The organism is Bradyrhizobium sp. USDA 4353 (genome assembly GCF_054063215.1).
Map to the genome: position 1 here is coordinate 2,216,480 of NZ_JBSSGB010000001.1, position 23,208 is coordinate 2,239,687.

At 65.2% G+C, this 23,208-nt stretch carries 22 protein-coding genes, 1 tRNA gene, 1 pseudogene and 1 riboswitch; of the genes and pseudogenes, 14 read left to right on the plus strand and 10 right to left on the minus strand.

What is annotated here, in order from left to right; translation table 11 throughout:
• Positions 1-427: 427 nt before the first annotated feature.
• Positions 428-1,639 carry an acetylornithine transaminase gene (locus ACVILH_RS09880; RefSeq protein WP_456712724.1) on the plus strand — a complete coding sequence of 404 codons (1,212 nt, stop codon included), beginning with the start codon at positions 428-430 and terminating at the stop codon, positions 1,637-1,639.
• Between the two features lie 8 nt (positions 1,640-1,647).
• Complete coding sequence (argF, locus tag ACVILH_RS09885) at positions 1,648-2,574, plus strand: ornithine carbamoyltransferase (protein ID WP_456716925.1); 927 nt, start codon at positions 1,648-1,650, stop codon at positions 2,572-2,574.
• 461 nt (positions 2,575-3,035) lie between these two features.
• Here the strand turns inward: argF and ACVILH_RS09890 are convergent, their stop codons facing one another.
• Positions 3,036-3,461 carry an endonuclease domain-containing protein gene (locus ACVILH_RS09890; protein WP_456712725.1) on the minus strand — a complete coding sequence of 142 codons (426 nt, stop codon included), beginning with the start codon at positions 3,459-3,461 and terminating at the stop codon, positions 3,036-3,038.
• A gap of 116 nt (positions 3,462-3,577) precedes the next feature.
• Between ACVILH_RS09890 and ACVILH_RS09895 the strand changes: the two genes are divergently transcribed.
• Positions 3,578-4,573 carry an Hsp33 family molecular chaperone gene (locus tag ACVILH_RS09895; protein ID WP_456712726.1) on the plus strand — a complete coding sequence of 332 codons (996 nt, stop codon included), beginning with the start codon at positions 3,578-3,580 and terminating at the stop codon, positions 4,571-4,573.
• Between the two features lie 1,138 nt (positions 4,574-5,711).
• Here the strand turns inward: ACVILH_RS09895 and apaG are convergent.
• On the minus strand, positions 5,712-6,107 hold the full coding sequence (apaG, locus tag ACVILH_RS09900) for a Co2+/Mg2+ efflux protein ApaG (RefSeq protein ID WP_456712727.1): 396 nt from the start codon (positions 6,105-6,107) through the stop codon (positions 5,712-5,714).
• A gap of 419 nt (positions 6,108-6,526) precedes the next feature.
• On the opposite strand from apaG, the gene ACVILH_RS09905 reads away from it, so the two are divergent.
• From ACVILH_RS09905 to ACVILH_RS09915, 3 genes are read left to right on the plus strand one after another with little or no spacing between them, the layout of a single operon-like run.
• Positions 6,527-7,837, plus strand: a complete 1,311-nt coding sequence (locus ACVILH_RS09905) for an OpgC domain-containing protein (protein ID WP_456712728.1) — start codon at positions 6,527-6,529, stop codon at positions 7,835-7,837.
• The gene (locus ACVILH_RS09910; protein ID WP_456712729.1) at positions 7,837-8,595 is read left to right on the plus strand and encodes an SGNH/GDSL hydrolase family protein; all 759 of its coding nucleotides are present in this window, start codon (positions 7,837-7,839) and stop codon (positions 8,593-8,595) included. The genes ACVILH_RS09905 and ACVILH_RS09910 overlap by 1 nt, the downstream gene beginning before the upstream one ends.
• Before the next feature lie 13 nt (positions 8,596-8,608).
• Positions 8,609-9,715: a GDSL-type esterase/lipase family protein gene (locus tag ACVILH_RS09915; protein WP_456712730.1), complete on the plus strand. Its 1,107-nt coding sequence runs from the start codon at positions 8,609-8,611 to the stop codon at positions 9,713-9,715.
• A 219-nt stretch (positions 9,716-9,934) separates the two neighbouring features.
• Here ACVILH_RS09915 and ACVILH_RS09920 read toward each other — a convergent pair whose 3' ends face one another.
• Positions 9,935-11,146, minus strand: coding sequence for an O-succinylhomoserine sulfhydrylase (locus ACVILH_RS09920; RefSeq protein WP_456712731.1), 1,212 nt, complete (start codon positions 11,144-11,146; stop codon positions 9,935-9,937).
• Between the two features lie 77 nt (positions 11,147-11,223).
• Positions 11,224-11,303, minus strand: a riboswitch (SAM riboswitch).
• A 106-nt stretch (positions 11,304-11,409) separates the two neighbouring features.
• On the opposite strand from ACVILH_RS09920, the gene ACVILH_RS09925 reads away from it, so the two are divergent.
• Positions 11,410-12,516, plus strand: coding sequence for a 2'-deoxycytidine 5'-triphosphate deaminase (locus ACVILH_RS09925; protein ID WP_456712732.1), 1,107 nt, complete (start codon positions 11,410-11,412; stop codon positions 12,514-12,516).
• A 115-nt stretch (positions 12,517-12,631) separates the two neighbouring features.
• Entirely contained in the window at positions 12,632-14,104 is a 1,473-nt protein-coding gene (locus tag ACVILH_RS09930) for an MATE family efflux transporter (RefSeq protein WP_456712733.1), read from the plus strand.
• Here ACVILH_RS09930 and ACVILH_RS09935 read toward each other — a convergent pair.
• The 5 genes and pseudogenes from ACVILH_RS09935 to ACVILH_RS09955 form a co-directional block, all read right to left on the minus strand.
• Complete coding sequence (locus tag ACVILH_RS09935) at positions 14,101-14,502, minus strand: SRPBCC family protein (protein ID WP_456712734.1); 402 nt, start codon at positions 14,500-14,502, stop codon at positions 14,101-14,103. The two genes, ACVILH_RS09930 and ACVILH_RS09935, sit on opposite strands and share 4 nt — an antisense overlap.
• 10 nt (positions 14,503-14,512) lie before the next feature.
• Positions 14,513-14,872, minus strand: a complete 360-nt coding sequence (locus ACVILH_RS09940) for a VOC family protein (protein WP_456712735.1) — start codon at positions 14,870-14,872, stop codon at positions 14,513-14,515.
• 52 nt (positions 14,873-14,924) lie between these two features.
• On the minus strand, positions 14,925-15,761 hold the full coding sequence (locus tag ACVILH_RS09945; RefSeq protein ID WP_456712736.1) for a helix-turn-helix transcriptional regulator: 837 nt from the start codon (positions 15,759-15,761) through the stop codon (positions 14,925-14,927).
• Between the two features lie 63 nt (positions 15,762-15,824).
• The gene (locus ACVILH_RS09950) at positions 15,825-16,397 is read right to left on the minus strand and encodes a methylated-DNA--[protein]-cysteine S-methyltransferase (protein WP_456716926.1); all 573 of its coding nucleotides are present in this window, start codon (positions 16,395-16,397) and stop codon (positions 15,825-15,827) included.
• 209 nt (positions 16,398-16,606) lie between these two features.
• Positions 16,607-16,803 (minus strand): annotated as a pseudogene (locus ACVILH_RS09955) (SPW repeat domain-containing protein); the annotation flags it as partial.
• A gap of 197 nt (positions 16,804-17,000) precedes the next feature.
• Between ACVILH_RS09955 and ACVILH_RS09960 the strand changes: the two are divergent.
• Together ACVILH_RS09960 and ACVILH_RS09965 are read left to right on the plus strand one after the other, a co-directional pair.
• Positions 17,001-17,074: transfer RNA gene (locus ACVILH_RS09960), tRNA-Gly, on the plus strand.
• Positions 17,075-17,274: 200 nt separating this feature from the next.
• Positions 17,275-18,030, plus strand: a complete 756-nt coding sequence (locus ACVILH_RS09965) for an SDR family oxidoreductase (protein ID WP_456712737.1) — start codon at positions 17,275-17,277, stop codon at positions 18,028-18,030.
• 21 nt (positions 18,031-18,051) lie between these two features.
• Here ACVILH_RS09965 and ACVILH_RS09970 read toward each other — a convergent pair whose 3' ends face one another.
• Positions 18,052-19,905, minus strand: coding sequence for an AMP-dependent synthetase/ligase (locus ACVILH_RS09970; protein WP_456712738.1), 1,854 nt, complete (start codon positions 19,903-19,905; stop codon positions 18,052-18,054).
• Positions 19,906-20,105: 200 nt separating this feature from the next.
• Positions 20,106-20,471, minus strand: coding sequence for a nuclear transport factor 2 family protein (locus ACVILH_RS09975; RefSeq protein WP_456712739.1), 366 nt, complete (start codon positions 20,469-20,471; stop codon positions 20,106-20,108).
• A 167-nt stretch (positions 20,472-20,638) separates the two neighbouring features.
• Between ACVILH_RS09975 and ACVILH_RS09980 the strand changes: the two genes are divergently transcribed.
• The 4 genes from ACVILH_RS09980 (at position 20,639) to ACVILH_RS09995 (ending at position 23,159) form a co-directional block, all read left to right on the plus strand.
• Positions 20,639-20,998 (plus strand): hypothetical protein, encoded by a 360-nt coding sequence (locus ACVILH_RS09980; RefSeq protein ID WP_456712740.1) that lies wholly within the window; start codon positions 20,639-20,641, stop codon positions 20,996-20,998.
• A 689-nt stretch (positions 20,999-21,687) separates the two neighbouring features.
• A complete protein-coding gene (locus ACVILH_RS09985) occupies positions 21,688-22,212 on the plus strand; it encodes a hypothetical protein (RefSeq protein ID WP_456712741.1) in 525 nt (174 codons plus the stop codon).
• Between the two features lie 197 nt (positions 22,213-22,409).
• The gene (locus ACVILH_RS09990; protein WP_456712742.1) at positions 22,410-22,541 is read left to right on the plus strand and encodes a hypothetical protein; all 132 of its coding nucleotides are present in this window, start codon (positions 22,410-22,412) and stop codon (positions 22,539-22,541) included.
• A 21-nt stretch (positions 22,542-22,562) separates the two neighbouring features.
• Positions 22,563-23,159, plus strand: a complete 597-nt coding sequence (locus tag ACVILH_RS09995; protein ID WP_456712743.1) for an SCO family protein — start codon at positions 22,563-22,565, stop codon at positions 23,157-23,159.
• The last annotated feature ends 49 nt before the right edge of the window (positions 23,160-23,208 follow it).

The window sequence follows — 23,208 nt, forward strand, 5'->3', positions numbered from 1 at the left end:
TGCGATATCTGTCTCAAAAACCCCTGCCGGCAGAATCCCTTATCCCTCGCCGGGAGCGCGTGAAGCACCCGGACGTTACGCGAACTCAAGAACTCCTAGAGGGATCAGAACTGCCGCACGAGATGTCGTACTCGACGCTGAAAACGCTACAATATGGCGTGACTCTCGCGCAAGAGTCGGTGGTCACCGTCCACACATTCCGCGGTTCCGTGTTGCATGTTTTGAGCTATGTCATGCGCCCGTGATCTCACGGACCGGCGCCAATCGTTCAAACGACGCGTAGTTGACTCCCAACGCCGCCCGCATACAATAGGTGCACGTGCCGCCTTGAAAAGGCGGCACATTTTGTTTTCCAGGGTGGGGTCCCTGATGCGCGATGGCATCGCATGGCGCGTGTCTCGGCCACCCGTCAGCTCATGTGATCGCCATGACAAGTGTTGCTGCTACGCATCTTCTCCCCGTATTCGCCCGGGTCGATCTCGCATTCGAACGCGGCGAAGGCGCGTGGCTGATCGCGACCAATGGTGATCGCTACCTCGATTTCACCTCCGGCGTCGCTGTCAACTCGCTCGGCCATGCGCATCCGCATCTGGTCAAGGCGCTGCAGGAGCAGGCCACCAAGCTCTGGCACATGTCGAATTTGTTCAAGAGCCCGGACGGCGAACGTCTCGCCACCCGGCTCTGCGAGCAGAGCTTTGCCGACTACGTGTTCTTCGCCAATTCCGGCGCCGAGGCGATGGAAGGCGCGATCAAGATCACGCGCAAATATCACGCGGCGAAGGGCCATCCTGAACGCTACCGTATCATTACGTTCGAAGGCGCGTTCCACGGCCGCACCTTGGCAACGCTCGCCGCGACCGGCTCCGCGAAATATCTCGATGGCTTCGGCCCGCCAATGGACGGCTTCGATCAGGTTCCGCTCGGTGACCTCGAAGCCGTGAAGAAGGCCATCGGCCCGCACACCGCCGGCATCCTGATCGAGCCGGTGCAGGGCGAGGGCGGCGTGCGCACCGCGCCGCTGTCCTTCTACAAGGCGCTGCGCCAGCTCTGCGACGAGCACGGCCTGCTGCTGGTCGTCGACGAAGTGCAGACCGGCATGGGCCGCACCGGCGATCTGTTCGCGCATCGCTGGCTCGGCGTCACGCCCGACGTCATGTCGCTCGCCAAGGCGCTCGGCGGCGGCTTCCCGATCGGTGCGGTGCTGGCGACGGCAGAAGCCGCCTCCGGCATGACGCCCGGCTCGCACGGCTCGACCTTCGGCGGCAATCCGCTCGCGGTGTCGGCGGCCAATGCCGTGCTCGACGTGATGCTGGCGCCGGGCTTCTTCGATCACGTCCGCAAGATGTCGCTGCTGTTGAAGCAGAAGCTCGCCGCCGTGGTCGATCGTCATCCGGATGTCATCTCCGAGATCCGCGGCGAGGGCCTGTTGATCGGCGTCAAGGCGGTGGTGCCCTCTGGTGATCTTGTGGCCGCGTTGCGCGAGCAGAAGCTGCTGACGGTCGGCGCCGGCGACAACGTCGTGCGCTTCCTGCCGCCTTTGATCGTCAATGAATCCGAAATCGAACAGTCGGTCGAGATGCTCGATCGCGCCTGCACGGCGCTGTCGGGCGGTCCTGGCAAGCAGGCGGCCGCATCATGAGCAAGACCATGGGCAACACGCCGCGTCACTTCCTCGATCTCACCGAGATGCCGGTCGAGGAGCTGCGCAACATGCTGGCGCTGTCAAGCCGGATGAAGAAGACGCTCAAGTCCAACGAGCCGGCGAATAAGCCGCTCGAGGGCAAGGTGCTGGCGATGATCTTCGACAAGCCGTCGACGCGCACGCGGGTCTCGTTCGACGTCGGCATGCGCCAGCTCGGCGGCGAGGCCATCATGCTGACCGGCACCGAGATGCAGCTCGGCCGCGGCGAGACCATCGCCGACACCGCGCGCGTGCTCTCGCGCTATGTCGATGCCATCATGATCCGCATCTTGAGCCACGAGGCGCTGCTCGAGCTCGCCGCGCACGCCACCGTGCCGGTCATCAACGGCCTGACCCGGCGCTCGCATCCCTGCCAGGTGATGGCCGACGTCATGACCTTCGAGGAGCATCGCGGGCCCATCGAGGGCCGCACCGTGGCCTGGACCGGCGACGACAACAACGTGCTGGCCTCCTGGGCGCACGCCGCCGAACGCTTCAAGTTCCGCCTCAACGTCGCCACGCCGCCGCAGCTCTCGCCCGGCAAGCCGATGAAGGACTTCATCCGCGCCACCCGCGCCGACATCCATCTCGGGCACGACCCGGACGTCGCGGTGAAGAACGCCGATTGCGTCATCACCGACACCTGGGTGTCGATGGGCGACAAGGACGGCGAGCACCGCCACAATTTGCTCAAGCCCTATCAGGTCAATTCCAAGCTGATGTCGCTGGCGAAGCCCGAGGCCCTCTTCATGCACTGCCTGCCGGCGCATCGCGGCGAGGAGGTCACCGACGAGGTGATCGACGGCCCGCAGTCCGTCGTCTTCGACGAAGCCGAAAACCGCCTGCACGCCCAGAAGGGCATCCTCGCTTGGTGTTTTGGGGAGCGGGCGTAGCTTGTTGCCGCCAGGCGCGAGTAGTTAGCCAATCTTTGAGCCGCGGATCCGGGTGAGGGGTTGCCCCGGGCGCAGGCCTGAATTTGCGGCACGAACCCCTCACCCGAGCGAACTCGCCGGACCGTCCTACATGCCCTCTCCCACAGGGGGAGAGGGCGCAATCATGAGCACTGCCGAGGCTTACTCGTTCGACCTCCGTAACCGGATCTAATTCGTCTTCGATGGCCGATATCTTGCGGCACGGTCGGTGCACCCTCTCCCCTTGTGGGAGAGGGTGGTTTCCATGCGGAGCATGGAAACCGGGTGAGGGGTCGCTCCGGGCTCAGGAATGAGTTTGTGGCAAGAACCCCTCACCCGAGCGAACTCGCCGAACCGTCCTACATGCCCTCTCCCACAAGGGGAGAGGGCGCAGTCATGAGCACTGCGGTGACTTATGGTTCGATCGTCCTACGTGGATCGAATTAGTTCGATTCTGGGTCAACATCGCGCGGCACGCTAGGCGCGGCGGGGTGAGAGGGCGCTCTCCGCTCGCTCAGCTTGGCGAGGATGTCCTCCAGCACGGCGGTTCGCTGTTGAAGCACATCGTTGTTCCAATACCGCGCAACTTTGAAGCCCTCGCGAGCAAGCACCTCGTCTCTCGTCCGATCACTGCACGCATCAGTGTGCTGAATTCCATCGATTTCGATCACCAGCCTCCGCTCGAAGCAGACGAAGTCGAGGATGTAGTTTTGGAACGGCACTTGCCGGCGGAATTTGAACTGCGACAGTCGCCGGTCCCGCAGCAGCCGCCACATCGCGGCCTCGGCATCAGTCGGTCCCCGGCGCATCGCCTTGGCAAAGTTGCGGATACGCTTGCTGGTCTGGCGATGATGCGGTGTCGACGACATGAACCCACCCCTTCCAACGCGGGCTGATCCTCGCCAGCAGAGGTATACGGACCCCGCCATATGCGCTAGTTCCACAAACCCCTTCACTTTCCGCGCTCGATCCCCAAATACGCCCCATGACAGCCAATCCCCCCGACATCAACATCAACCTCGACACCAGCCGCGCTCCCTCCGCCGTGCCGGTCGACGACGCCGTGCTGCCGTTCGAGGTCGCCGCGCTCGATCTGCGCGGGCGGCTCACCCGGATGGGGCCGGCGCTCGATGACATCCTCACCAAGCACGCTTACCCCGCGCCGGTCGGCAAGCTGCTCGGCGAGGCCATCGTGCTGACGACCTTGCTCGGCTCCGCGCTGAAGTTCGACGGCCGCTTCATCCTGCAGACCCAGACCGACGGTCCGGTGTCGTTCCTGGTGGTCGACTTCCAGGCCCCCGACCGGCTCCGCGCCTATGCGCGCTATGACGAGGCGCGCCTCGGCGAGGCCAAGGACTCCGGCGGCCTGCTCGGCAAGGGCCATCTGGCGATGACCATCGACCAGGGGCCCGATATGAGCCGCTACCAGGGGCTGGTCGCGCTGACCGGCGGCAGCCTGGAGGAGGCCGCGCACGAATACTTCCTGCGCTCCGAGCAGATCCCGACCCGCGTCCGCCTCGCCGTCGGCGAGGAGTGGAGCGGCGGCAAGCACCGCTGGCGCGCCGGCGGCCTGCTGACGCAATTTTTGCCGCAAGCGCCCGAGCGCCTGCGCCAGGCTGATTTGCCTCCCGGCGATGCCCCCGAAGGCACCGAGCTGCACGAGGTCGAGGAGGACGAGGCCTGGGTCGAGGGCCAGTCGCTGGTCGCGACCGTCGAGGACGTCGAGCTGATCGATCCCGCGCTATCTGGCGAGCGGCTGCTGTATCGTCTCTTCCACGAGCGCGGCGTGCGCGTATTCGATCTCGTGCCCCTGCAGGCGCGCTGCTCCTGCTCGCGCGATGCGGTCGCCAGCATGCTGAAGAGCTTCTCGCCCGAGGACCGCGCCGACATGGTCAAGGACGATAAGGTCGTCGTCACCTGCGAGTTCTGCTCCTCGGTCTATGAGTTCACGCCGCACGAAGCGGGCGTGACGGAGAATTGAGGCGGCGTCCAAGCGTCACAAGCGGCGTCAGCTCGGCAGTTTCGCTGGTAGACGCAGTGCCCTCTCCCCTTGTGGGAGAGGGCATGTTCGGCCCATCTGCGAATGCGGTTGGGTGAGGGGTGGTTTCCGCGAGTGAGACTCGTGGAAAGAGACCCCTCACCCAACCGAGTGCGCCGCGCTCTCCTACATGCCCTCTCCCACAAGGGGAGAGGGCGCAGTCACTGGCATGGTGTCGGTCTCTTCACGTGCTACGGTTGTTAGTTCGCGATCTTCGGATCTTTGACGACGCTCACCTTGCCCGTCGCGCTGCTCTGTCGCAGCAACAAACAGCTTGTGCCGTCGGGCAAATCAGGCGCACATTTCCGCGCGTCCCTGCTGCCGCATGAGGGGCGTGTCGCGACCGTCACGAGACGTTGGCAGTGGGATGCGATGGGCGTGTGTCGGCGCAGCGTGGGTCTCCTGCGCGGACGAACGGCGATGCACGCACGGTCAAGTCGCGCGGTCCTGATATCCCGAAGCTGATATCAACTCACGTCCAGGCCTTCGCCTCGCGTGGGGATGGTGGCCAACAAGCCCGGCGCACCAGGGAGAACGCGAAGCAGCCGTTAAAACCGATCGCGCAGGGAGGGCCGGGTCTGTCCGGCTGAACCTGTGGTACCTGCCGCCTGCATTTTTTCTCGCAGGCGGGCCGCAGGCCTCAGCCGAGGCCTGGCCTTCCCTGCGCCCTCTGTTGGAGGGCGAACGAATGGACAAAGCTCGGGCGGGGGATGCGTGGCGAGAACGAAGATGCTTGGCGTGATCTTGGACTCTCAGCTCATGCGCCTGTCAGGGGTGACGCGCCCTGGTTCGACACCCACGGTGTCGTCCCGGCCTCGAGCCGGGACCCATAACCACCGGCGGTGGCGGTAAGACAAAGTCACCGCTCCAGCCATCGCCAAACCGGATCCTGTGGTTATGGGTCCCGGGTCGGCGCATCCGCCAACGCTGGCGCGTTGCCGGACGCTTGCCCGGGACGACAGCGGTGGATGTCGTCGACAGGTACGGCAGGCCGGAAGAGAGCGAGCGAGTGAAACGCGAGAGCAGCATTCGGCCAATCAAATGCACGATGGTGCGCCGATCGAACCCAATGTTTGCCGGACTAATTCAACACCCGCTTGCCGGCATCAGGGCCGTCCAGCGAGAACGCGGGCACCGCGATGTCGAACTGCTCGCCGCCGGCGGTCTCCATCTGATAGGAGCCGGACATGAAGCCGGAGGCGGTCGTGAGTGGGACGCCGGAGGTGTATTCGAAGCGCTCGCCGGGAGCGAGCACCGGCTGCTCGCCGACCACGCCCTCGCCGCGGACCTCCTGCTGCCGGCCGGCGCCGTCGGTGATGATCCAGTGCCGGCTGCGCAGCTTCACGGTCTCCTTGCCGGTGTTGGTGATGACCACCGTATAGGACCAGAACCAGCGGCCATCCGCGACCGACGACTTCTCTGGCAGGAAGTTCGGTTCGACGGTCACTTCGATGTGGCGAGTCACGGCGCGGTACATGGATGCATTGTAGCGGAAACTTGTCGCGGAACCAATCGTAACGCCATCGTGGTTTCAACACAGTTCCGGATTATGGCACCAAAATCGCGGACTCTGCGCGTGCTCTGCATCCTCCGTCTGACGGCTCACGGAGTGGGGCAGGGCATCGTCGCAGGGCATGCGGTGGCGATACGGCCTTGTTGGCATCACGCAGTCGCCTCCGGTGTCGCGAGGGAGTTCCTGGCTCGGCTGTCGTTCAAGCTGTTGGCCAGGCTTGTGAACCAACCTCTGGATCGAGCTTTCGGACCGAAGGTCTGGGCCATGCGCCGAAAACTGGGCACGGCTCTGCTGATAAGTCCTTCATCGCTTGCGCAAAAATTGCGCAGCCCTACATTCCCCTTGCCGGGCCTTTCGGGCTGGCAGCCTTGACGTGGTGCCTGATGACGTCGATTGCCGATCGCCTTTCCGGACCATCCGCCGCTGCCGCCCCGACACCGGCTGCGGAGACCGTCGCGGCTGCGAGCACGGCTGCGCCTGCCATCGCGGCTGCACCGGCGATTGCGTCGCCGGCAAAGGCCGTGTCGCCCGCGATCACCTTCCCAGCGGTCGGCGAGCGCGAGTTGCGGCTCGATCTGTTCCGCGGGTTGGCACTGTGGCTGATCTTCATCGATCATCTGCCGCCGAACCTGCTGACCTGGTTCACGATCCGCAACTACGGCTTCTCCGACGCCACCGAGATCTTCATCTTCATCTCCGGCTACACGGCCGCCTTCGTGTATGGGCGGGCGATGCAGGATGCCGGCTTCATCGTCGCCACCGCGCGCATCCTGCGCCGGGTCTGGCAGATCTACGTCGCCCACGTCTTCCTGTTCACGATCTTCCTCGCCGAGATCTCCTACGTCGCGACCAGCTTCGAGAACCCGCTCTACACCGAAGAGATGGGGATCATGGACTTCCTGAAGCAGCCCGACGTGACCATCGTGCAGGCGCTGATCCTGCGCTTCCGGCCCGTCAACATGGACGTGCTGCCGCTCTACATCGTGCTGATGCTGTTCCTGCCCTTGATCCTGTGGCTGATGCGCTGGCGCCCGGATGTGACGCTCGGGCTCTCGGTCGTTCTCTACGCGGTCACCTGGGAGCTCGATCTCTATCTGACCGCCTATCCGAACGGCTTCTGGGCCTTCAACCCGTTCGCCTGGCAGCTCTTGTTCGTGTTCGGGGCGTGGTGCGCGCTTGGCGGCGCGCAACGCATGTCGCGCATCATCAACTCACCGATCACGCTCGGGCTCTGTGTCGCCTATCTGGTGGCCGCCTTCTGCGTGACCCTGACCTGGTACATCCCGCAGCTCGGCCATCTGATGCCGCGCAGAATCGAGCAGTGGATGTATCCGATCGACAAGACAGACCTGGACGTGTTGCGCTTCGCGCATTTCCTCGCGCTTGCAGCACTCACGGTGCATTATTTGCGCAAGGATTGGCCGCTGTTGAAGTCGCCGTGGCTGCGTCCGCTGATTGTTTGCGGGCAACACTCGCTGGAGATCTTCTGTCTCGGCGTGTTTCTGGCGTTCGCCGGACACTTCGTGCTTGCCGAAGTGTCGGGCGGCGCCATGATGCACGCGGTGATCAGCCTGTGCGGCATCCTCATCATGTGGGGAGTGGCCTCGCTGATTTCATGGTACAAGCGTGAGGCCGATAAGGGCGCTGCGCGAAAAGGTGTGCGCAGCAACGCCGATCTGGCGGGAGGGGGCTGATGAAGTCCGTCTCGTGGTTAAGGTTTGGTATCGCAGCGCTGGCGGTGACGCTGGCAGCCTCCGTGCGCGCCGAAGATGCGCCGCAGAACTGCGAGGTTCCGGCCTACCTGCTGACCACCGAGAGTCCGCTCCCCAAGGTTGCAGAGGCCGTCAAGAACGGCCGGACGCTCGAGATCCTGGTGGTCGGCAGCCGTTCATCCTCCATCGTGAGCACCTCCGACGCCGCTGCCTATCCTGCCCGCCTGCAGGCCGCGCTGAAGGACAAGCTGCCGGCCGTCACCGTCAATCTCAGCGTCGAGCTGCAGCCGAAGAAAACGGCAGAGGAAATCGCTGGCAATCTTGTTAAACTGGTGGAAGGAAAAAGGCCTAATTTGGTCATCTGGCAGACCGGAACGGTCGATGCCATGCGGTCGATCGATCCTGATGAGTTTCGTCAGGCCGTCGACGACGGTGTGGCGACGCTGCAGAAAGCGGGAGCTGACGTCGTCTTGATGAACCTGCAATACAGCCCGCGGACGGAGACGCTGATCTCCGTGCCGCCCTATGTCGACAACATGCGGGTCGTCGCGCAGCAGCGAGATATCCCGCTGTTCGATCGCTTCGCCATCATGCGGCAATGGAACGAACAAGGCGATTTCGACCTGTTCAATCCGACGCATGGGGTCGAGCTGGCCAAGCAGGTTCATGATTGCCTCGGACGGGCGCTGTCGAAGTTCATCATCGACGCGGCGCATCTCGGCCCGGCGCAGCAGAACTAGGGTTATGTTGTCTATGTCTTCGAACAAATTGTACCGCGTATCTGGGACATGGGAGACGCTTTCGGCTGTCGCGGCCCTGTTGATGGCTCTCTCGATCAGCCCGCCACGCGCGCAGGGCGCCGAGGCTGCCGATGCGCTCGCGGTCAGCGAGCTGCGTCCGACCATCGGCCACGTCACGGTGGCTCAAGCCGCCAATCCGGCCCCCGGGCCGATCGCCGCCGTCAACCCCGCTGCCAAGACATCGCAACCGGCACCGTCAAATCCACCGGCCATGACGGATGCGCAGTCGCCGGCGAATGCGCCGGTCATGGCCGCCACGCCATCGCGCAGCATCACCGAGCGCGCGATCGACAAGGTCAAGCAGGTCGCCAAATCCGCCACCGACATCTTCAACCGGGTGCCGTGCCTGCCGCCGAAGGGCGTCGCGAAAAAGAATTTCATCTCGCTGCCGCACGTCGCCAACAAGCTCGCATCGGGCTTGCCGGTCGTCATCGTCGCCTTCGGCTCGTCATCGACGCAGGGCTATGGTGCCAGCACGCCCGACTACACCTATCCGAACCGGCTCGCGGCGCAGCTCCGCCGGCAATATCCGATGGCCGACATCAGCGTCATCAATGCCGGCGTCGGCGGCGAGGACGCGCCGGAGATGATGAAGCGGCTCGAGACGTCGGTGATCGACCGGCATCCGGATCTCGTGATCTGGCAGGTCGGCACCAATGCCGTGCTGCGCGATCTCGATCCGACCGAGACCGCCAAGCTGGTCGAGGATGGCGTCGCCAAGATCCAGGCGGCAGCCTCCGACGTCGTGCTGGTCGATCTGCAATATTCGCCGCGCGTCAACGAGCGCCCGGAGAATGCCAGCCGCATGAACAAGCTGCTCGGCCGCATCGCCGAGCTGCATCACGCCGGCATCTTCCCGCGCTTCGAGGTGATGCGCGACTGGCACGAGAGGCAGGCGATTCCGATCAATGAGTTCGTGATCTCGGATGGCCTGCACATGAGCGATTGGGGCTACGCCTGCTTCGCCCAGCTGCTCGGCGACGACATCATCCGCTCCGTCGGCCAGGTCAAGCTCGGCATCAACCAGCCGTCAGAAGTGCTGACCTATCGGCCGATGTGACGAGGACGAGTAGCAGGGCTATCGCATATGAAAATCCGGGGCTGTCGCGATCGACAACTCCCCGCAGTTAGGTATTCCGTCATGCCCGGGCTTGTCCCGGGCATCCACGTCGTTCTCAGCGTGCCGAACGGCGTGGATGGCCGGGACAAGCCCGGCCATGACGATGTGGAGAGGGTCGAGCGCACCACTGCGATGGTCACATGCGACAGCTCTACAGCGCTACGCGGCCCGCAGCGCCGCGTCGAGATCCTCGATCAGATCGTCGGCATGCTCGAGGCCGGCGGAGAAGCGGATGAAGCCCTCGCTGATCCCAAGCTCCGCGCGGGCCTCCGGCGACAGCCGCTGATGCGTGGTCGTCGCGGGATGCGTGACCAGCGTCTTGGAGTCGCCGAGATTGTTGGAGATGCGCGCAAGCTTGAGCCCGTTCAGCGTGCGGAACGCGCCGGCCTTGCCGCCCTTGACCTCGAAGCCCACCAGCGTCGAGCCGGCGCGCATCTGCTTCCTGACCGTCGCGGCCTGCGGATGGTCCTCGCGGCCCGGATAGATCAGCCGCGAGATCTTCGGATGCGCGGCAAGGAAGTCCGCGACCTTCGCTGCCGTGTCGGTCTGCGCGCGCACACGCACTGCCAGAGTCTCCAGCCCCTTCAGCAGCACCCAGGCGTTGAACGGCGAGATCGACGGGCCGGTCTGGCGCATGAAATTGTGGATGTGCTCGGCAATGAACGCCTCCGACGACAGGATCACGCCGCCGAGGCAGCGGCCCTGGCCGTCGATATGCTTGGTCGCGGAGTACACGACGACATCGGCGCCGAGCGCCAGCGGGCTCTGCCAGATCGGGGTGGCGAACACGTTGTCGACGATCAGCCGCGCGCCATGGGCATGCGCGATCTCGGCGATCGCCGGAATGTCCATCACGTCGAGCGTCGGATTGGTCGGGCTCTCCAGGAAGAACGATTTGGTGTTCGGCCGGACCGCGTTCTGCCACTGGTCGAGATCGAGCCCGTCGACCAAGGTCGACTCGATGCCGTAGCGCGGCAGCAGATCCTCGACGACGTAGCGGCACGAGCCGAACAGAGCCTTCGCAGCGACGACGTGATCACCCGCGCGCAAGGGCGCGAGGATCGCGGTGGTGACGGCGGCCATGCCGGTGGCTGCGGAGCGGCAGGCCTCGGCGCCTTCGAGCTCGATCATGCGGCGCTCGAACATCGCCGTGGTCGGGTTGGAGAAGCGCGAATAGATGAAGCCGGGATCCTCGCCCTTGAAGCGCGCCTCGCACTCCTCGGCGGTGGCGTAGACGAACCCTTGCGTCAGATACAGCGCCTCGGCGGTCTCGCCGAATTCGGAGCGCAGGCCGCCGGAATGCACCAGCCGGGTTTCAGGACGATAGTGAGCGAACGACGCGGGCGACTTCGACGCAGGAGAATTGGACATGTGACCTCCATCGTGACCACCGCGCGGTGCGCGATGGGCACAAAAAAACCGGCCTGGGAAACTCCTCACGGCCGGGATCACAATCGTCCCCGGCCTGTTTAGCGACTTATTTAACGTGGCTGCAAGCCGGCCGGCTCAAATCACCACGGGATAAGTCGTGCTCTTAGTCTTCCCCGGCCTTTCCGTCAAGCCAGCCATCGGATAACCGGTCAAAAGACCCTATATAGGCTCGCATAGCCGCCATTCCGGCAAAGGATAAGGTCTTGCCGTTTTCGCTTCCCGCCGACGCCCATGGCATCCTGCCCGACCGCATGATCGTGGCGATGGCCGAGGCCGGCCTGATCATTCCGGAATATGATTTCGTCGAGAGCCAGATCCAGCCGGCGAGCCTGGACCTGCGGCTCGGCGACGTCGCCTATCGGGTGCGCGCGAGTTTCCTGCCGGGGCCGGGCTCCACAGTCGCCGAGCGCATCGACGAGTTGAAGCTGCACGAGATCGCGCTGGCCGACGGCGCGGTGCTGGAGACCAACTGCGTCTACATCGTGCCGCTTTTGGAGAGCCTCGCGCTGCCGAAGGACATCGTCGCCGCCGCCAATCCGAAAAGCTCGACCGGGCGGCTCGACGTCTTTACCCGCGTGATCGCCGACGGCACCCGCCGCTTCGACATGATCGGCGCCGGCTATCACGGCCCGCTCTATGCCGAGATCAGCCCTAAGACGTTTCCCGTCTTGTTGCGCGAAGGCTCCCGCCTCTCCCAGGTCCGCTTCCGCTACCGCGATGCCGTCTTGTCCGAGGATGAGCTGATCGCGTTGCACGACGCCGAACGGCTGGTCGATCGTGATGATGCCGATCTCGCCGGCGGCGTTGCGCTGTCCGTCGACCTCTCGGGCAGCAATGCCAATGGCTTCGTCGGCTACCGAGCCAAGCGCCATACCGGCGTCGTCGATGTCGATCGCCGCGGCGGCTATCCGGTCGAGGAGTTCTGGGAGCCGATCAAGGCGCGGCCCGACGGCAGCCTCATTCTCGATCCCGGCGAGTTCTACATCCTGGCCTCCAAGGAAGCCGTGCAGGTGCCGCCGGATTACGCCGCCGAGATGGTGCCGTTCGATCCGCTGGTCGGTGAATTCCGTGTCCACTATGCCGGCTTTTTCGATCCCGGCTTCGGCTATGCCGGCGCCGGCGGGCAGGGCTCCCGCGCCGTGCTCGAGGTGCGCTCGCGCGAGGTGCCGTTCATCCTCGAGCATGGCCAGATCGTCGGCCGCCTCGTCTACGAGAAGATGCTCGCCCGTCCGAACGCGATGTATGGCAGCCGCATCGGCTCCAATTACCAGGCCCAGGGTCTGAAGCTTTCGAAGCACTTCCGCCTGTAGAGCCGCGGCTGCGCGCGGCGCGCGTACCCCCAATGCGTCCGCCGCACGGGGCGATGTGCTACGAACGAACGACAATTGCGCTGCGACATCAACCGCAGCCACGCGGGGAGCGAACATGTCCGAGATCGGACTGGCCGACACTCCGGTCGGCGAGGGGCGGCCCGTGCCGCCCGTGAAGCCGGCGCGGAACACCGTAGTCGACGGACCGATCCTCAAGACGCTGCTGTCGCTCGCCTGGCCGAACCTTATCGCCAATTCCGCCGGTACCTGCGTCGTCATTGCCGAGACCTCCTATATCGGTCGCCTCGGCATCGAGGCCCTGGCCGCCATGGCCTTGGTATTCCCGCTGGTGATCCTTACCATGACGATGTCCGGCGGCGCCATGGGCGGCGGCGTGGCTTCGGCGATCGCCCGCGCTCTCGGCGCGGGGGAGACAGAGCGCGCCTCCACGCTGGCCTCGCACGCGCTGCTGATCGCGTTGACCTTCGGCGCCACCTTCATGGTCGGCATGCTGGTGTTCGGCCCCGCTCTGCTGGAGGTGCTCGGCGGCCGCGGCGCGGTGCTGGAGCATGCCGTGGCCTATCTGCAGATCTTCTTCGGCGGCGCGATGCTGCCGTGGCTGATGAACTCCATGGCCGGCATCCTGCGCGGCACCGGCAACATGAAGCTGCCGTCGTTCATGATCCTGAGCTCGGCGCTGCTGCAGATCGTGCTCGGAGGAACGCTGAGCCTCGGTCTTGGCCTGGGCATGCGCGGCGTCGCCGCCGGCGCGCTCCTTGCGTTCAGCGTCAGCATCTCGGTGATGGGCTGGTATCTGTTCTCCGGCCGCGCGCGCGTGAGGCCGAAGCTGCGCGGCCTGAAGATCAGCGGGGCGATGTTCGCCGACATTTTGAAAGTGGGTGCTGTCGCCTGCTTCTCGCCGCTGCAATCGGTGTTGTCGATCGCGATCTTCACGCACATGCTCGCGGGCTTCGGCACCGCGGTGCTGGCCGGCTACGGCATCGGCGCGCGGCTGGAGTTCATGATGACCACCGTCGGCTTCTCGATCGGCATGGCCTCCGTGCCGATGGTCGGCATGGCGATCGGCGGCGGCAACGTCGCGCGGGCCCGTCGGATCGCTTGGACGGCGGGGCTGGTGTCCTTCAGCGCGATGGGCCTGCTGTCGACGATCATCGCGATCGTCCCGCAGCTGTGGGTGGACATCTTCACCCAGGACGAGAGCGCGCGCAGCGCCGGACGGCACTATCTGCAGATCGCAGCCCCGATGTACGCCTTCATTGGCCTCGCCATCGCGATGTATTTCTCGTCGCAGGGCGCGGCGAAGGTCATCGGCCCGGTGCTGGCGCAGACCGCGCGGCTCGTCTTCATCGCCGCAGGGGGAAGCTATCTCCTCAGCCGTGCCGCAACGGAAGGTCAGTTCTTCATGCTGGCGGCGGCGTCGATGGTGCTGCTCGGCGTGTCGACGCTCGCGAGCGTGATGCTGACCCGCTGGGGACCGAAGCCGGCCGCGCTGGAGCTGCGCCCGGCCGTTGTCACGGCCGAGCTTGGCTCCGTCGCAGAGGCCCCGCCGGTGCGGCGCGCCAGCTAGACGGCTGGCTTTCCCAAGGCCGTCTGCATCGCACGCGCGCCGAGCTCCATCTGCTGCTCGATATATCCAGCGATCTCGTGCGGCAGCACGTCGGTGATCCAGATCACCCGGCAACGTTCCTCGCCGTCCGGGATGACCTGAAACGACGCGCTGTGCTGGGTGATGCGCTCGTTCTTGATGGCATAGACGAGGCGCCGGCGTTCATCATTGCGGTCGACCAATTGCTCGCGCGCCACGCTGCCATTGGCAAAGCTGACGATGCGGACGTCGCCGTCGAGTTTGGTATCGGTCACGAAGCCGGGCGCCACCCTGGTATGAACTGCGCCGAAATCGCGCACTGCGTCCCACACGGCAGCCGCGGGGGCTGCGATCGGAATGTCCTTCTGAATCGATGCCATGGCCAGGACCTCACAGACACACGGCTTCGATGTTGTTGCCGTCGGGATCGATCAGGAATGCCGCGTAGTAGGTCGGGCTGTAGTCGGCGCGCGGACCGGCGCCCCCATTGTCGCTCCCGCCGGCCTTCAGCCCCTCGCTGTGGAACTTGGCGACAGCCGCGTGATCCCCGGCGCGGAACGCGACATGCGCCGTGCCGCCGCTCGCGCCACGGTCGAGATACAGCCACAGCGCCGGCTCACCCTTGGGGCCGATGCCTGCCGAGGTCTCGTCCTTCGAGCAGAGGATGTGGCCGAGCGGCGCCAGCGCTGAGGTGTAGAAGCGGACGCTGGCGTCGAGATTGCGGACCTTCAGCCCGATATGATCGTACATCGATGATCTCCATGCTTCGCACGCGGCTGCCGCGTGCGCCGGGATCATCCAATCAATGGCGGCGCAATCGTTCTTGGAAAATCTTGCGCTCGCCGCGCGAGGCCTTGCGGAATTTGAGCGGCGAGACGCCGGCGGCGCGGGTGAAGGTGCGGGTGAAGTTCGACAGGTCGGCAAAGCCGACATCGTAGGCGATCTCGGTGACTGGCGTGTCCTCTTCGCTGAGGCGCCGGGCGGCGCGGCGCAGCCGCGCGCGGATCAGATATTGGTGCGGCGTCACGCCGATGGTGGCTGCGAACAGGCGCAGGAAGTGGAACGGGCTGACGCCGGCTTCGCGCGCCACATCCGCAAGCTCGATGTCCTGGTCGGCATTGTCGTCGATCCACAGCGCGCTCTCGACGGCGCGCCGGCGGTCGCGCAGGCTCGGCGCTGCCGGCCGTTCCGCCTCTCCGCTCACTGTCGCGACGAAGCGGCTGGCGATCAGGTGACCTATTTCGTCGAGGCCGAGCGTTTGCTCGCGGACAGCAGAGGCCTGGGCGAGCTCGCCGAGCACGATCAGCTCCGGAACGGGCGGCACGGCGCCGGCCTGCCAGAGCCGTTTGTCGCCGATCTCCTCGATGAGAGCGTCATCGAAGGAGAACGACAGACATTCGTCGCCGCAGACATGGTCGTGCGTGCACATGAACTCATCGCCGGGATGGCCGACGAGCAGTGAGCCGGTCACCAGCTCGAAGAAGCGGCCGCGGTGATGACAGCCGAAGCTGCCCTTGCGCACATAGGACAGTGAATAGCCGGTAAATTGCTCGGCATAGGGACGCTCACCCGGCACCGCCGTGCAGCGGAACTCGGACACCGTAACGTCCCGGCCTTCGAACAGATGGCTTGCGCTCATGCTGCCAATCTAAGGCATCGCGGGCGAAACGCGAGAGGCTTCGGCCGCGATCACCGCAGAGCGTTACGACGCCTGCCGCCGATCCGCCGCGAGAAATGCGTCGAACAGAGTCAGGCCCGCGTGCGGCCGGGCGCCCTCGAGCGACAGCAGGCGCCGCTTGGAGATGATGCCGTTGTTGGGCGACGAGCTGTCGAGCCCGTTGCCCACCTCGCGAACGCGATGACACGGCACGATCAGAACCCACGCGTTCTTCGTCAGCGCCTGCGCGATCGAGTTCAGCGCGCCGGGAACGTGCAGCTCCGCCGCGAGCTCGTCAGCACTGCGCGTCTCACCGCGAGGGATCGCGCGGATCGCCTCATAGACGCGCTGATTGAACGGCGTTACGCCGGCAAGATCGAGCGCGACGTCCGAGAAGTCGACAGCCTGACCGCGCAACATCGCGGTGATGCCTTCGATGGCCAGTTCAGTATTTGAACACGGGCGCTGCTCCCGTGCCTCTGGAAATTGTCGGAACAGACGCCGACGCGTCTCGATTTCCCGCGCTTCCGGCAGTTGTATGCCGGTGAGTCCGGCATCGCTCCACGCAATGCCGCAACGGCCGAGGGCCGTATCAAAGATCGTATACCCACGCCCCATGACGCCACCCCAACCCCACGCCGCAACCATAGCACTGTCGCGATCGCCCGCATCAATTTTGTTAACAACATGTTAACAGAGCGGCACGACCGGGGCGGGGTTTGCCCTGATTTGGGTCGTGGTTGTCAAGCGCCGTCTCGCGATCGTCGTCGTTGGTATCGTGATGGTGACATGCGACGCAGCACGCGTCGTGACGACCGGTGCGTCATTCATAGGCGATCGCCAGCGAAATCAGGATCATGCGCCAGCCAGAGTTCGAGCAGGCTCAGGAACGTGACGACGATGCCGATCGCGATGCTCACATGCATGGCCGGCGCATGGACGAAGCCGACAAGCACGGCGCCGCGATCGGCCACAATCCGAGTGCGACTTTCAGCCACTTCTCCCAATCCGCGAAGGCCATGAGCTCGCCGAGGGCTCGCATGTGAGGGCTGATGCGCGGCTAATGTCTCCGACGGCAAAGGCGGCGGCTGCGCCATCCGTTCCAGCAGCCGCCCGCTGCGCCGATCACGATCGGGCGACCGCTGGCGCTGGAGGCTGCTTCTGGCCCGGGACAACAACCCGCTTGGCGAAACGCCGCGTCTCGGCTAAGCATGGACCCATGCGGGCGTAGTTCAATGGTAGAACGGCAGCTTCCCAAGCTGCATACGAGGGTTCGATTCCCTTCGCCCGCTCCAACCCCCAGATGCCGATCACTTCCAAACGCGCCAACGGTTGATTGCGTTTGCGCGCCGCCACCGAGATCACCGCTGCACTTGCCAGGTGATTACGGCCAGCGATCTGGGACTTGAGACTCGGGCCACAGCGTTGACGGCTGCTGCCATCGATAAGATAACCTCGGGCAACGCAGATCGAAACCAGCAGCGGAGGAAGCAGAGTGGCGGTCGACTTGTTCGATCTGGCGGGGCGTCGCGCCCTGGTGACCGGATCATCTCAAGGCATTGGGCTTGCGCTGGCGCGGGGCCTGGCTGATGCCGGAGCCGAGGTCGTGCTCAATGGCCGCGACGAGGCCAAGCTTGCTGCGGCCGCGAGCGCGATCAAGGGATCGCGCGTGCTCGGCTTCGACGTGACCGATCACGCTGCGGCGCGTGCCGCCGTCGACCGCTTCGAGGCTGAGATCGGCCCGATCGATATTCTCGTCAACAATGCCGGCATGCAGCACCGTGCGCCGCTCGAGGATTTTCCGGAGGAGGCGTTCCAGCGTCTGCTACAGACCAACATCGCCTCCGTCTTCAACGTCGGCCAGGCCTGCGCGCGGCACATGATCGCCAGGCGGGCCGGCAAGATCATCAACATCGCCTCGGTGCAGACCTCGCTCGCGCGCCCGTCGATTGCGCCCTACACGGCGACCAAGGGCGCCGTCGGGAATCTCACCAAGGGCATGGCCACGGACTGGGCCAGGCACGGCCTGCAGGTCAATGCCATCGCGCCCGGCTATTTCGACACGCCGCTGAACGCTGCGCTGGTTGCCGATTCCGCATTCTCGGCCTGGCTCGAAAAGCGCACGCCGGCCGGGCGCTGGGGCAAGGTCGAGGAGCTGGTCGGCGCCTGCATCTTCCTCGCCTCCGCCGCATCCTCCTTCGTCAATGGACACGTGCTGTATGTCGACGGAGGCATCACCGCCTCGCTCTGAGGCGCGCCGTCGATTCTTGGTCTAACGACGCGTTGGCGCGGAGGCTGCCGGCCGCTTCGCGTAGATCGCCTCGATCTCCCGCGCGAAGGTCCGCTCGATCGCCGGGCGCTTGTTCTTCAGGGTCGGCGTGATCAGGCCTGCCTGCACCGTCCACGGCTCCAACGTCCAATACACGGCCTTGGGCGTCGCGTAGGCCGGGTAGGCCTTCACCGCGCGGGCGATGTGGCGCAGCAGGGAAGCGGCTTCGGCCTCGGGACCGCGCTGGCCGTGGGCGGCGAGCTTCGCCTGCTGCTCGGCCCAGCCCTTCGGGTTGAGCACGACGATCGCCGCCAGGAACGGACGGTTCTCGCCGATGACGATCGCCTGCTCGAACAGCGGGTCGGTGAGGACAGCGGTTTCGAGATCGGCCGGTGCGATCTTCTCGCCGGTCGAGGTGACGAGAATGTCCTTGATCCGCCCGGTGATGGTGATGCGTCCCTGGTCGATGCGGGCCTGGTCGCCGGTGTGCAGCCAACCGTCGGGCTCCTTCACCCGCGCGGTCTCCTCCGGCTTGTGCCAATAGCCGAGCATCACGCTGGGGCCGCGCACCATCAGCTCGGCATTGTCGCCGATGCGCACCTCGATGCCCGGCAGGGCGCGGCCGACCGTGCGCGGGTCGTTATCTCCGGGCGTGTTGACGCTGACGACAGGCGAGGTCTCGGTCATGCCATAGCCCTGCAGCACCTCGAGCCCGAGCGCGAGGAACAGTCGCACCACCGGCTCGGCGATCGGCGCGCCGCCGCTGACCGCCACCTGCAATCGCCCGCCGAACCGCGCCTGCACCTTGTGGGCGACGAGACGTTGCAGCAGCGGCCAGGCGAGGCGGTCGAACGCCGAAAGCTTCGCTTGGCCATGCTGCGCGTCGAAGCGGCGGCCGCCGATCGCGACCGTCAGATCGAGCAGCGCGCGCTCGAACGGATTCGCCACCGCGCGGTGATGCATCACCAGCGAGTAGATCCGCTCATAGATGCGCGGCACCGAAATGAGGATGGTCGGACGGACCTCCAGCAGATCGTCCGAGAGTTGCTTCACCGAGCGGGCATAGGCGACGCAGGCGCCGATCGCGATCGCGTAGTAGTAGCCGGCGGTGCGCTCGAACGTGTGCGACAGCGGCAGGAACGACAGGAACACATCGTCGATGTCGGCCGCGAGCCGCTGGTGGATGGCCTTTACGTTGGCGACGACGTTGTCATGCGTCAGCATCACGCCCTTCGGCCGCCCTGTGGTGCCGGACGTGTAGACGATGGCGGCGAGATCGTGCGGCGCGATCGCGATGTCGTCGTCGGCTGGCGCGGCATTGGCGGCTGCATTCAGCCAGGCGTCTAGCGCGACGAGACGTGGCTCCTCGGCCGCTCCGGAATCTTCACCGAACTCGGCACAGACGATGCGCTGCAGGTCCGGCAGCGCCTGGCCGACGGCGGCGATCTCCCGCCAGCGCGCATCGGAATCGACCAGCAGCAGCCGGGCGCCGGAATCCGCCAGGATGTAGGCGATGCTGTCGGCATTATCGACCGCGTGCATCGGCACCGGCACCAGGCCGCGCGACAGCGTCGCCTGGTCCATTGCAAGATGCGCAATGCCGTTCGGCATCAGGATGGCGATGCGCTCGCCTGGAATGAAGCCCTCGGCGGCCAGTGCTCGACGCCATCGCGCGACGACGTCTTCGATCTCGCGCCATGTGAAGCTCACCCAGCCGCGGCCGGAAGCGAAATGGCGATAGGCCGGCTGCTCGGGGCTCTGGCCGACGCGCCAGCGCCAGAGCTCGGGCAGGGTCGCGACGGCGGCCAGCGTGCCGGCCGCCGCAGCGTGATCATCGATGGGATTGGCTTGCTGCAACCTGGCCTCCGGCGATCCTGAGCGCCTCACATCGGCTGCGTCTTGCAGCCGCGGGACAGGACCGACGTTGACGTAGCGCAATCATCCGGCGTGTGCTCACACGCCTGGACATGGCAGCCTGTCAAAGCGGGCAGGCACGGTCCGCCCTGCTTATTGAGCCGGTCGCGGCCGTGCTCCCGAGGTAAGCGCTGCGTGCGAGGTCAGGCGCCCTCCGGGACCTTGTCGAGAAAGCCGGTGACGCGCCGGATGCGACCATCGGCCAGCTCGACGAAATCCGTGCCCTGGATCGGACAGTCCGCATTGTCAGGACCGAGCCCCCAGGAGAAGCGGACGTAGTTGCCGTGGCCGTCGGCGGCGCCGAGCTGGCGGAAGCGAAACTCGGGGAAGCGCTGCTGCACGCCACTCACCAGCGCGTCGATGCCGTCGATGCCATCGCCATGCATCAGCGGATCGACATAGCTGACATCCGCTGTCCATTGACGCGCAAGCCGAGCGCGGCGCTCTGCGCCGTCGCGTTCATTCCACAGCGCAATGTAGCCGTCGGCGATTGCGGCGAGGTCGATCATCTCTGCTCTCCATGTTGTGAACGATGAGGAGCCGAAGATCGCGCACGCCGCGCATCGAATCGATTACCTCCGACGTCATCTCATTTGGCATGACCAAACTGTAAGTTGCCGCTTCTGTGCGCGAGGCTTAACCAGCGCGCAGAGACGGTGCGGGGGATTTGCGTCGCATGTTGTCCGATACTTGGAAGTTGATCGCGGTTGCGATCTGTCTCGTCCTGTTCACGGCTGACACCGTGCTGAAGCCGCAGGACAAGCCCAACCGGATGGTGTTCTTCGAGCTGCATCGTGGCGAGAGCCCGATGGTGATCGGCGTGATGCGCGATGATCTCGTCAAGCTGCCGGGACGCGGCGCCGCGCGCATCCGCGATGCGCTCGCGCGCGGCGAGACGTTAACGGTCTGGCAATACGAGTTAAGAAAGACTGAAGACGGCAGCTATCAGGAAGTGCCTGAGCGGCAGATCCAGCTCAGTGCCGCCGATGCGCCGCTGGTCACGTTTGGCGCGCGCATTCGTCTGCCGAACGACTGACCGGGGCTCGCAGGCGCGGGGATGCACACGCGCGCCAGATTTCTGTACTCAGTCGTCCGCACGAAACAGGAGACGTGCCGCGGCGGGATACCATCACCGTTGAGCTGATGGCCGTTGCGCCGGCTGAGACGGTCGCGCGAGCGTCCGTCTCGCGGCCGCCCATCTCCTGCCGTCGTCTCCGATCACCATTGTTGCGGGGACGAGGATACCGCGCCGAATCTCCTCTCGTCCAACGCCGTGCGTATGCGTGCGCACGCTCGAGGTTCCGCCTTTGAGGTTCCCCTTGAGGACCCCGGGTTTTCCCGGGGTTATTTTGCGCTGCCGTGATGCGAATGCCGCGCCTGTGGGCGAATCATGCCGGGCCGTCGCCCCGCCCGTGGCGCAACTGCCATGCCCGGAGCCAAGTGAGGCGATCTTTTCACGGCAGCAACCGGGTGGTGCAGCGAGCCTGCAACACTTGCCCTGAATTTGGTTCGCGCCGCTGCACCGTCCTGGACAAAAACACGATCTCGCAACACGCTGCAGGTGCGATTTGGATTTGGCTTTCACGTTCCGGTCTGGGGAAAGGCTCGTGATTGCAAGGTCCGCCGCAGGCCAAGCATCACAACAAGCGCATCACGTGACTTCCATCATGCGATGCGCGTCACAGTCGGTCAGATCGGCTTCGCCGGGTTGAACTGGGGCTCGACATGAAATTCTGGACGGGGTTGCTCGCGGTCGTTCTCTTGCTGTCGGGCGTCAGTGCGAGCCAGGCCGTGGTCCGCATCGCCGACGACCGTGGCGGGCGGATCGGGACCTATGTCGACAAATACCAGGGCCTGCGGACGTCCGGTGAGTATGTGATCATCGACGGCCTGTGCGCCTCGGCCTGCACCATCGTGCTTGGCGCGATTCCCCACGACAAGATCTGCGTCACCTCGCATGCCAATCTCGGCTTCCATGCGGCCTGGGATTTCGGCGCCAACGGCCGCGCCGTCACCAATCCCGAGGCGACCCAGATGCTGTACTCGATGTATCCGTCGCCGATCCGCCGCTGGATCACCCAGCGTGGCGGCCTGACCCCGCGGATGATCTTCCTGAAGGGCAGGGAGCTGCAGGCGCTGTACAAGCCCTGCTACATGGACGCCCAGGCAGCCTCGCCGTCTGCGCCGCAGGTTGCCCCGAACGCCCCGGAGATCTCGCCGGCCGCGGCCAAGGCGTCGGCCTCGCACTGATCGGGCCGGCTGTCCGCCGCCCCCTGACTTCGGCAAGCGCCGGAGTGCTTGCCTCCCCCGCTGCCGCGGCCTATCTCAGAGCTTGAGAGGCGGGGTCACGGTCTGTACCATTTCAGGCCAGTGCCCCGCGAAGTGGGCACGCCATCATGCAGCCTCTTTCAGCGCAGCAAGAGATATCGTCCGGTCCCGGTCGCCGTTTGACTGCACCGGCGATTGCGGCTGCGGTGCTGGCCTTTGGTCTCGTCGCTGGGGCCATGACGCTGTGGGCGCATTACGGGACCGCGGTGTTCTTCGAAATGATCGCGGCCGGCTTCAGCGCCTGCTTCTGAGACAGAGATAAGGAACACGGCATGCCGTCCAATGCCATCCGCCCGCTGGTGATCGTCGGAGCCTTTGCCCTGAGCCTCGTGATCGGGCTGGCTGGCATGTTCCTCGTGATGGGCGGCGGTGGCCGCAACATCGCAGCTCCTGCCGCGATCGGCGGACCATTCCAGCTCACCGACCAGACCGGCGCCGTCGTCACCGAGAAGAGCCTCGAAGGCCGTCCGAGCCTGATCTTCTTCGGCTTCACCCATTGCCCGGACGTCTGTCCGACCTCGCTGTTCGAAATGTCCGAGGTGCTGCGCGCGATGGGTACGGATGCCGAGCGCGTCAACGCCTATTTCATCTCGGTCGATCCCGAGCGCGACAATCCGGCGACGATGAAGGACTATCTCTCCAGCTTCGACCCGCACCTGAAGGGGCTGACGGGCGATCCCGAGGTGCTGGCCAAGGTCCTCACCGAATACCGCGTTTATGCCAAGAAGGTCCCGCTCAAGGACGGCGATTACACCATGGACCACACTGCTCTGGTCTATCTGATGGACCGCAACGGCCGCTTTGTCGCGCCGTTCAACCTGAAGCGGACCCCCGAGGAAGCCGCCTCGGACCTGAAGAAATACCTCTGAGCGCGTTAACGCCAGCGGCGGAGCGGGGGCCGCGGAGCCTCCTCCAGCC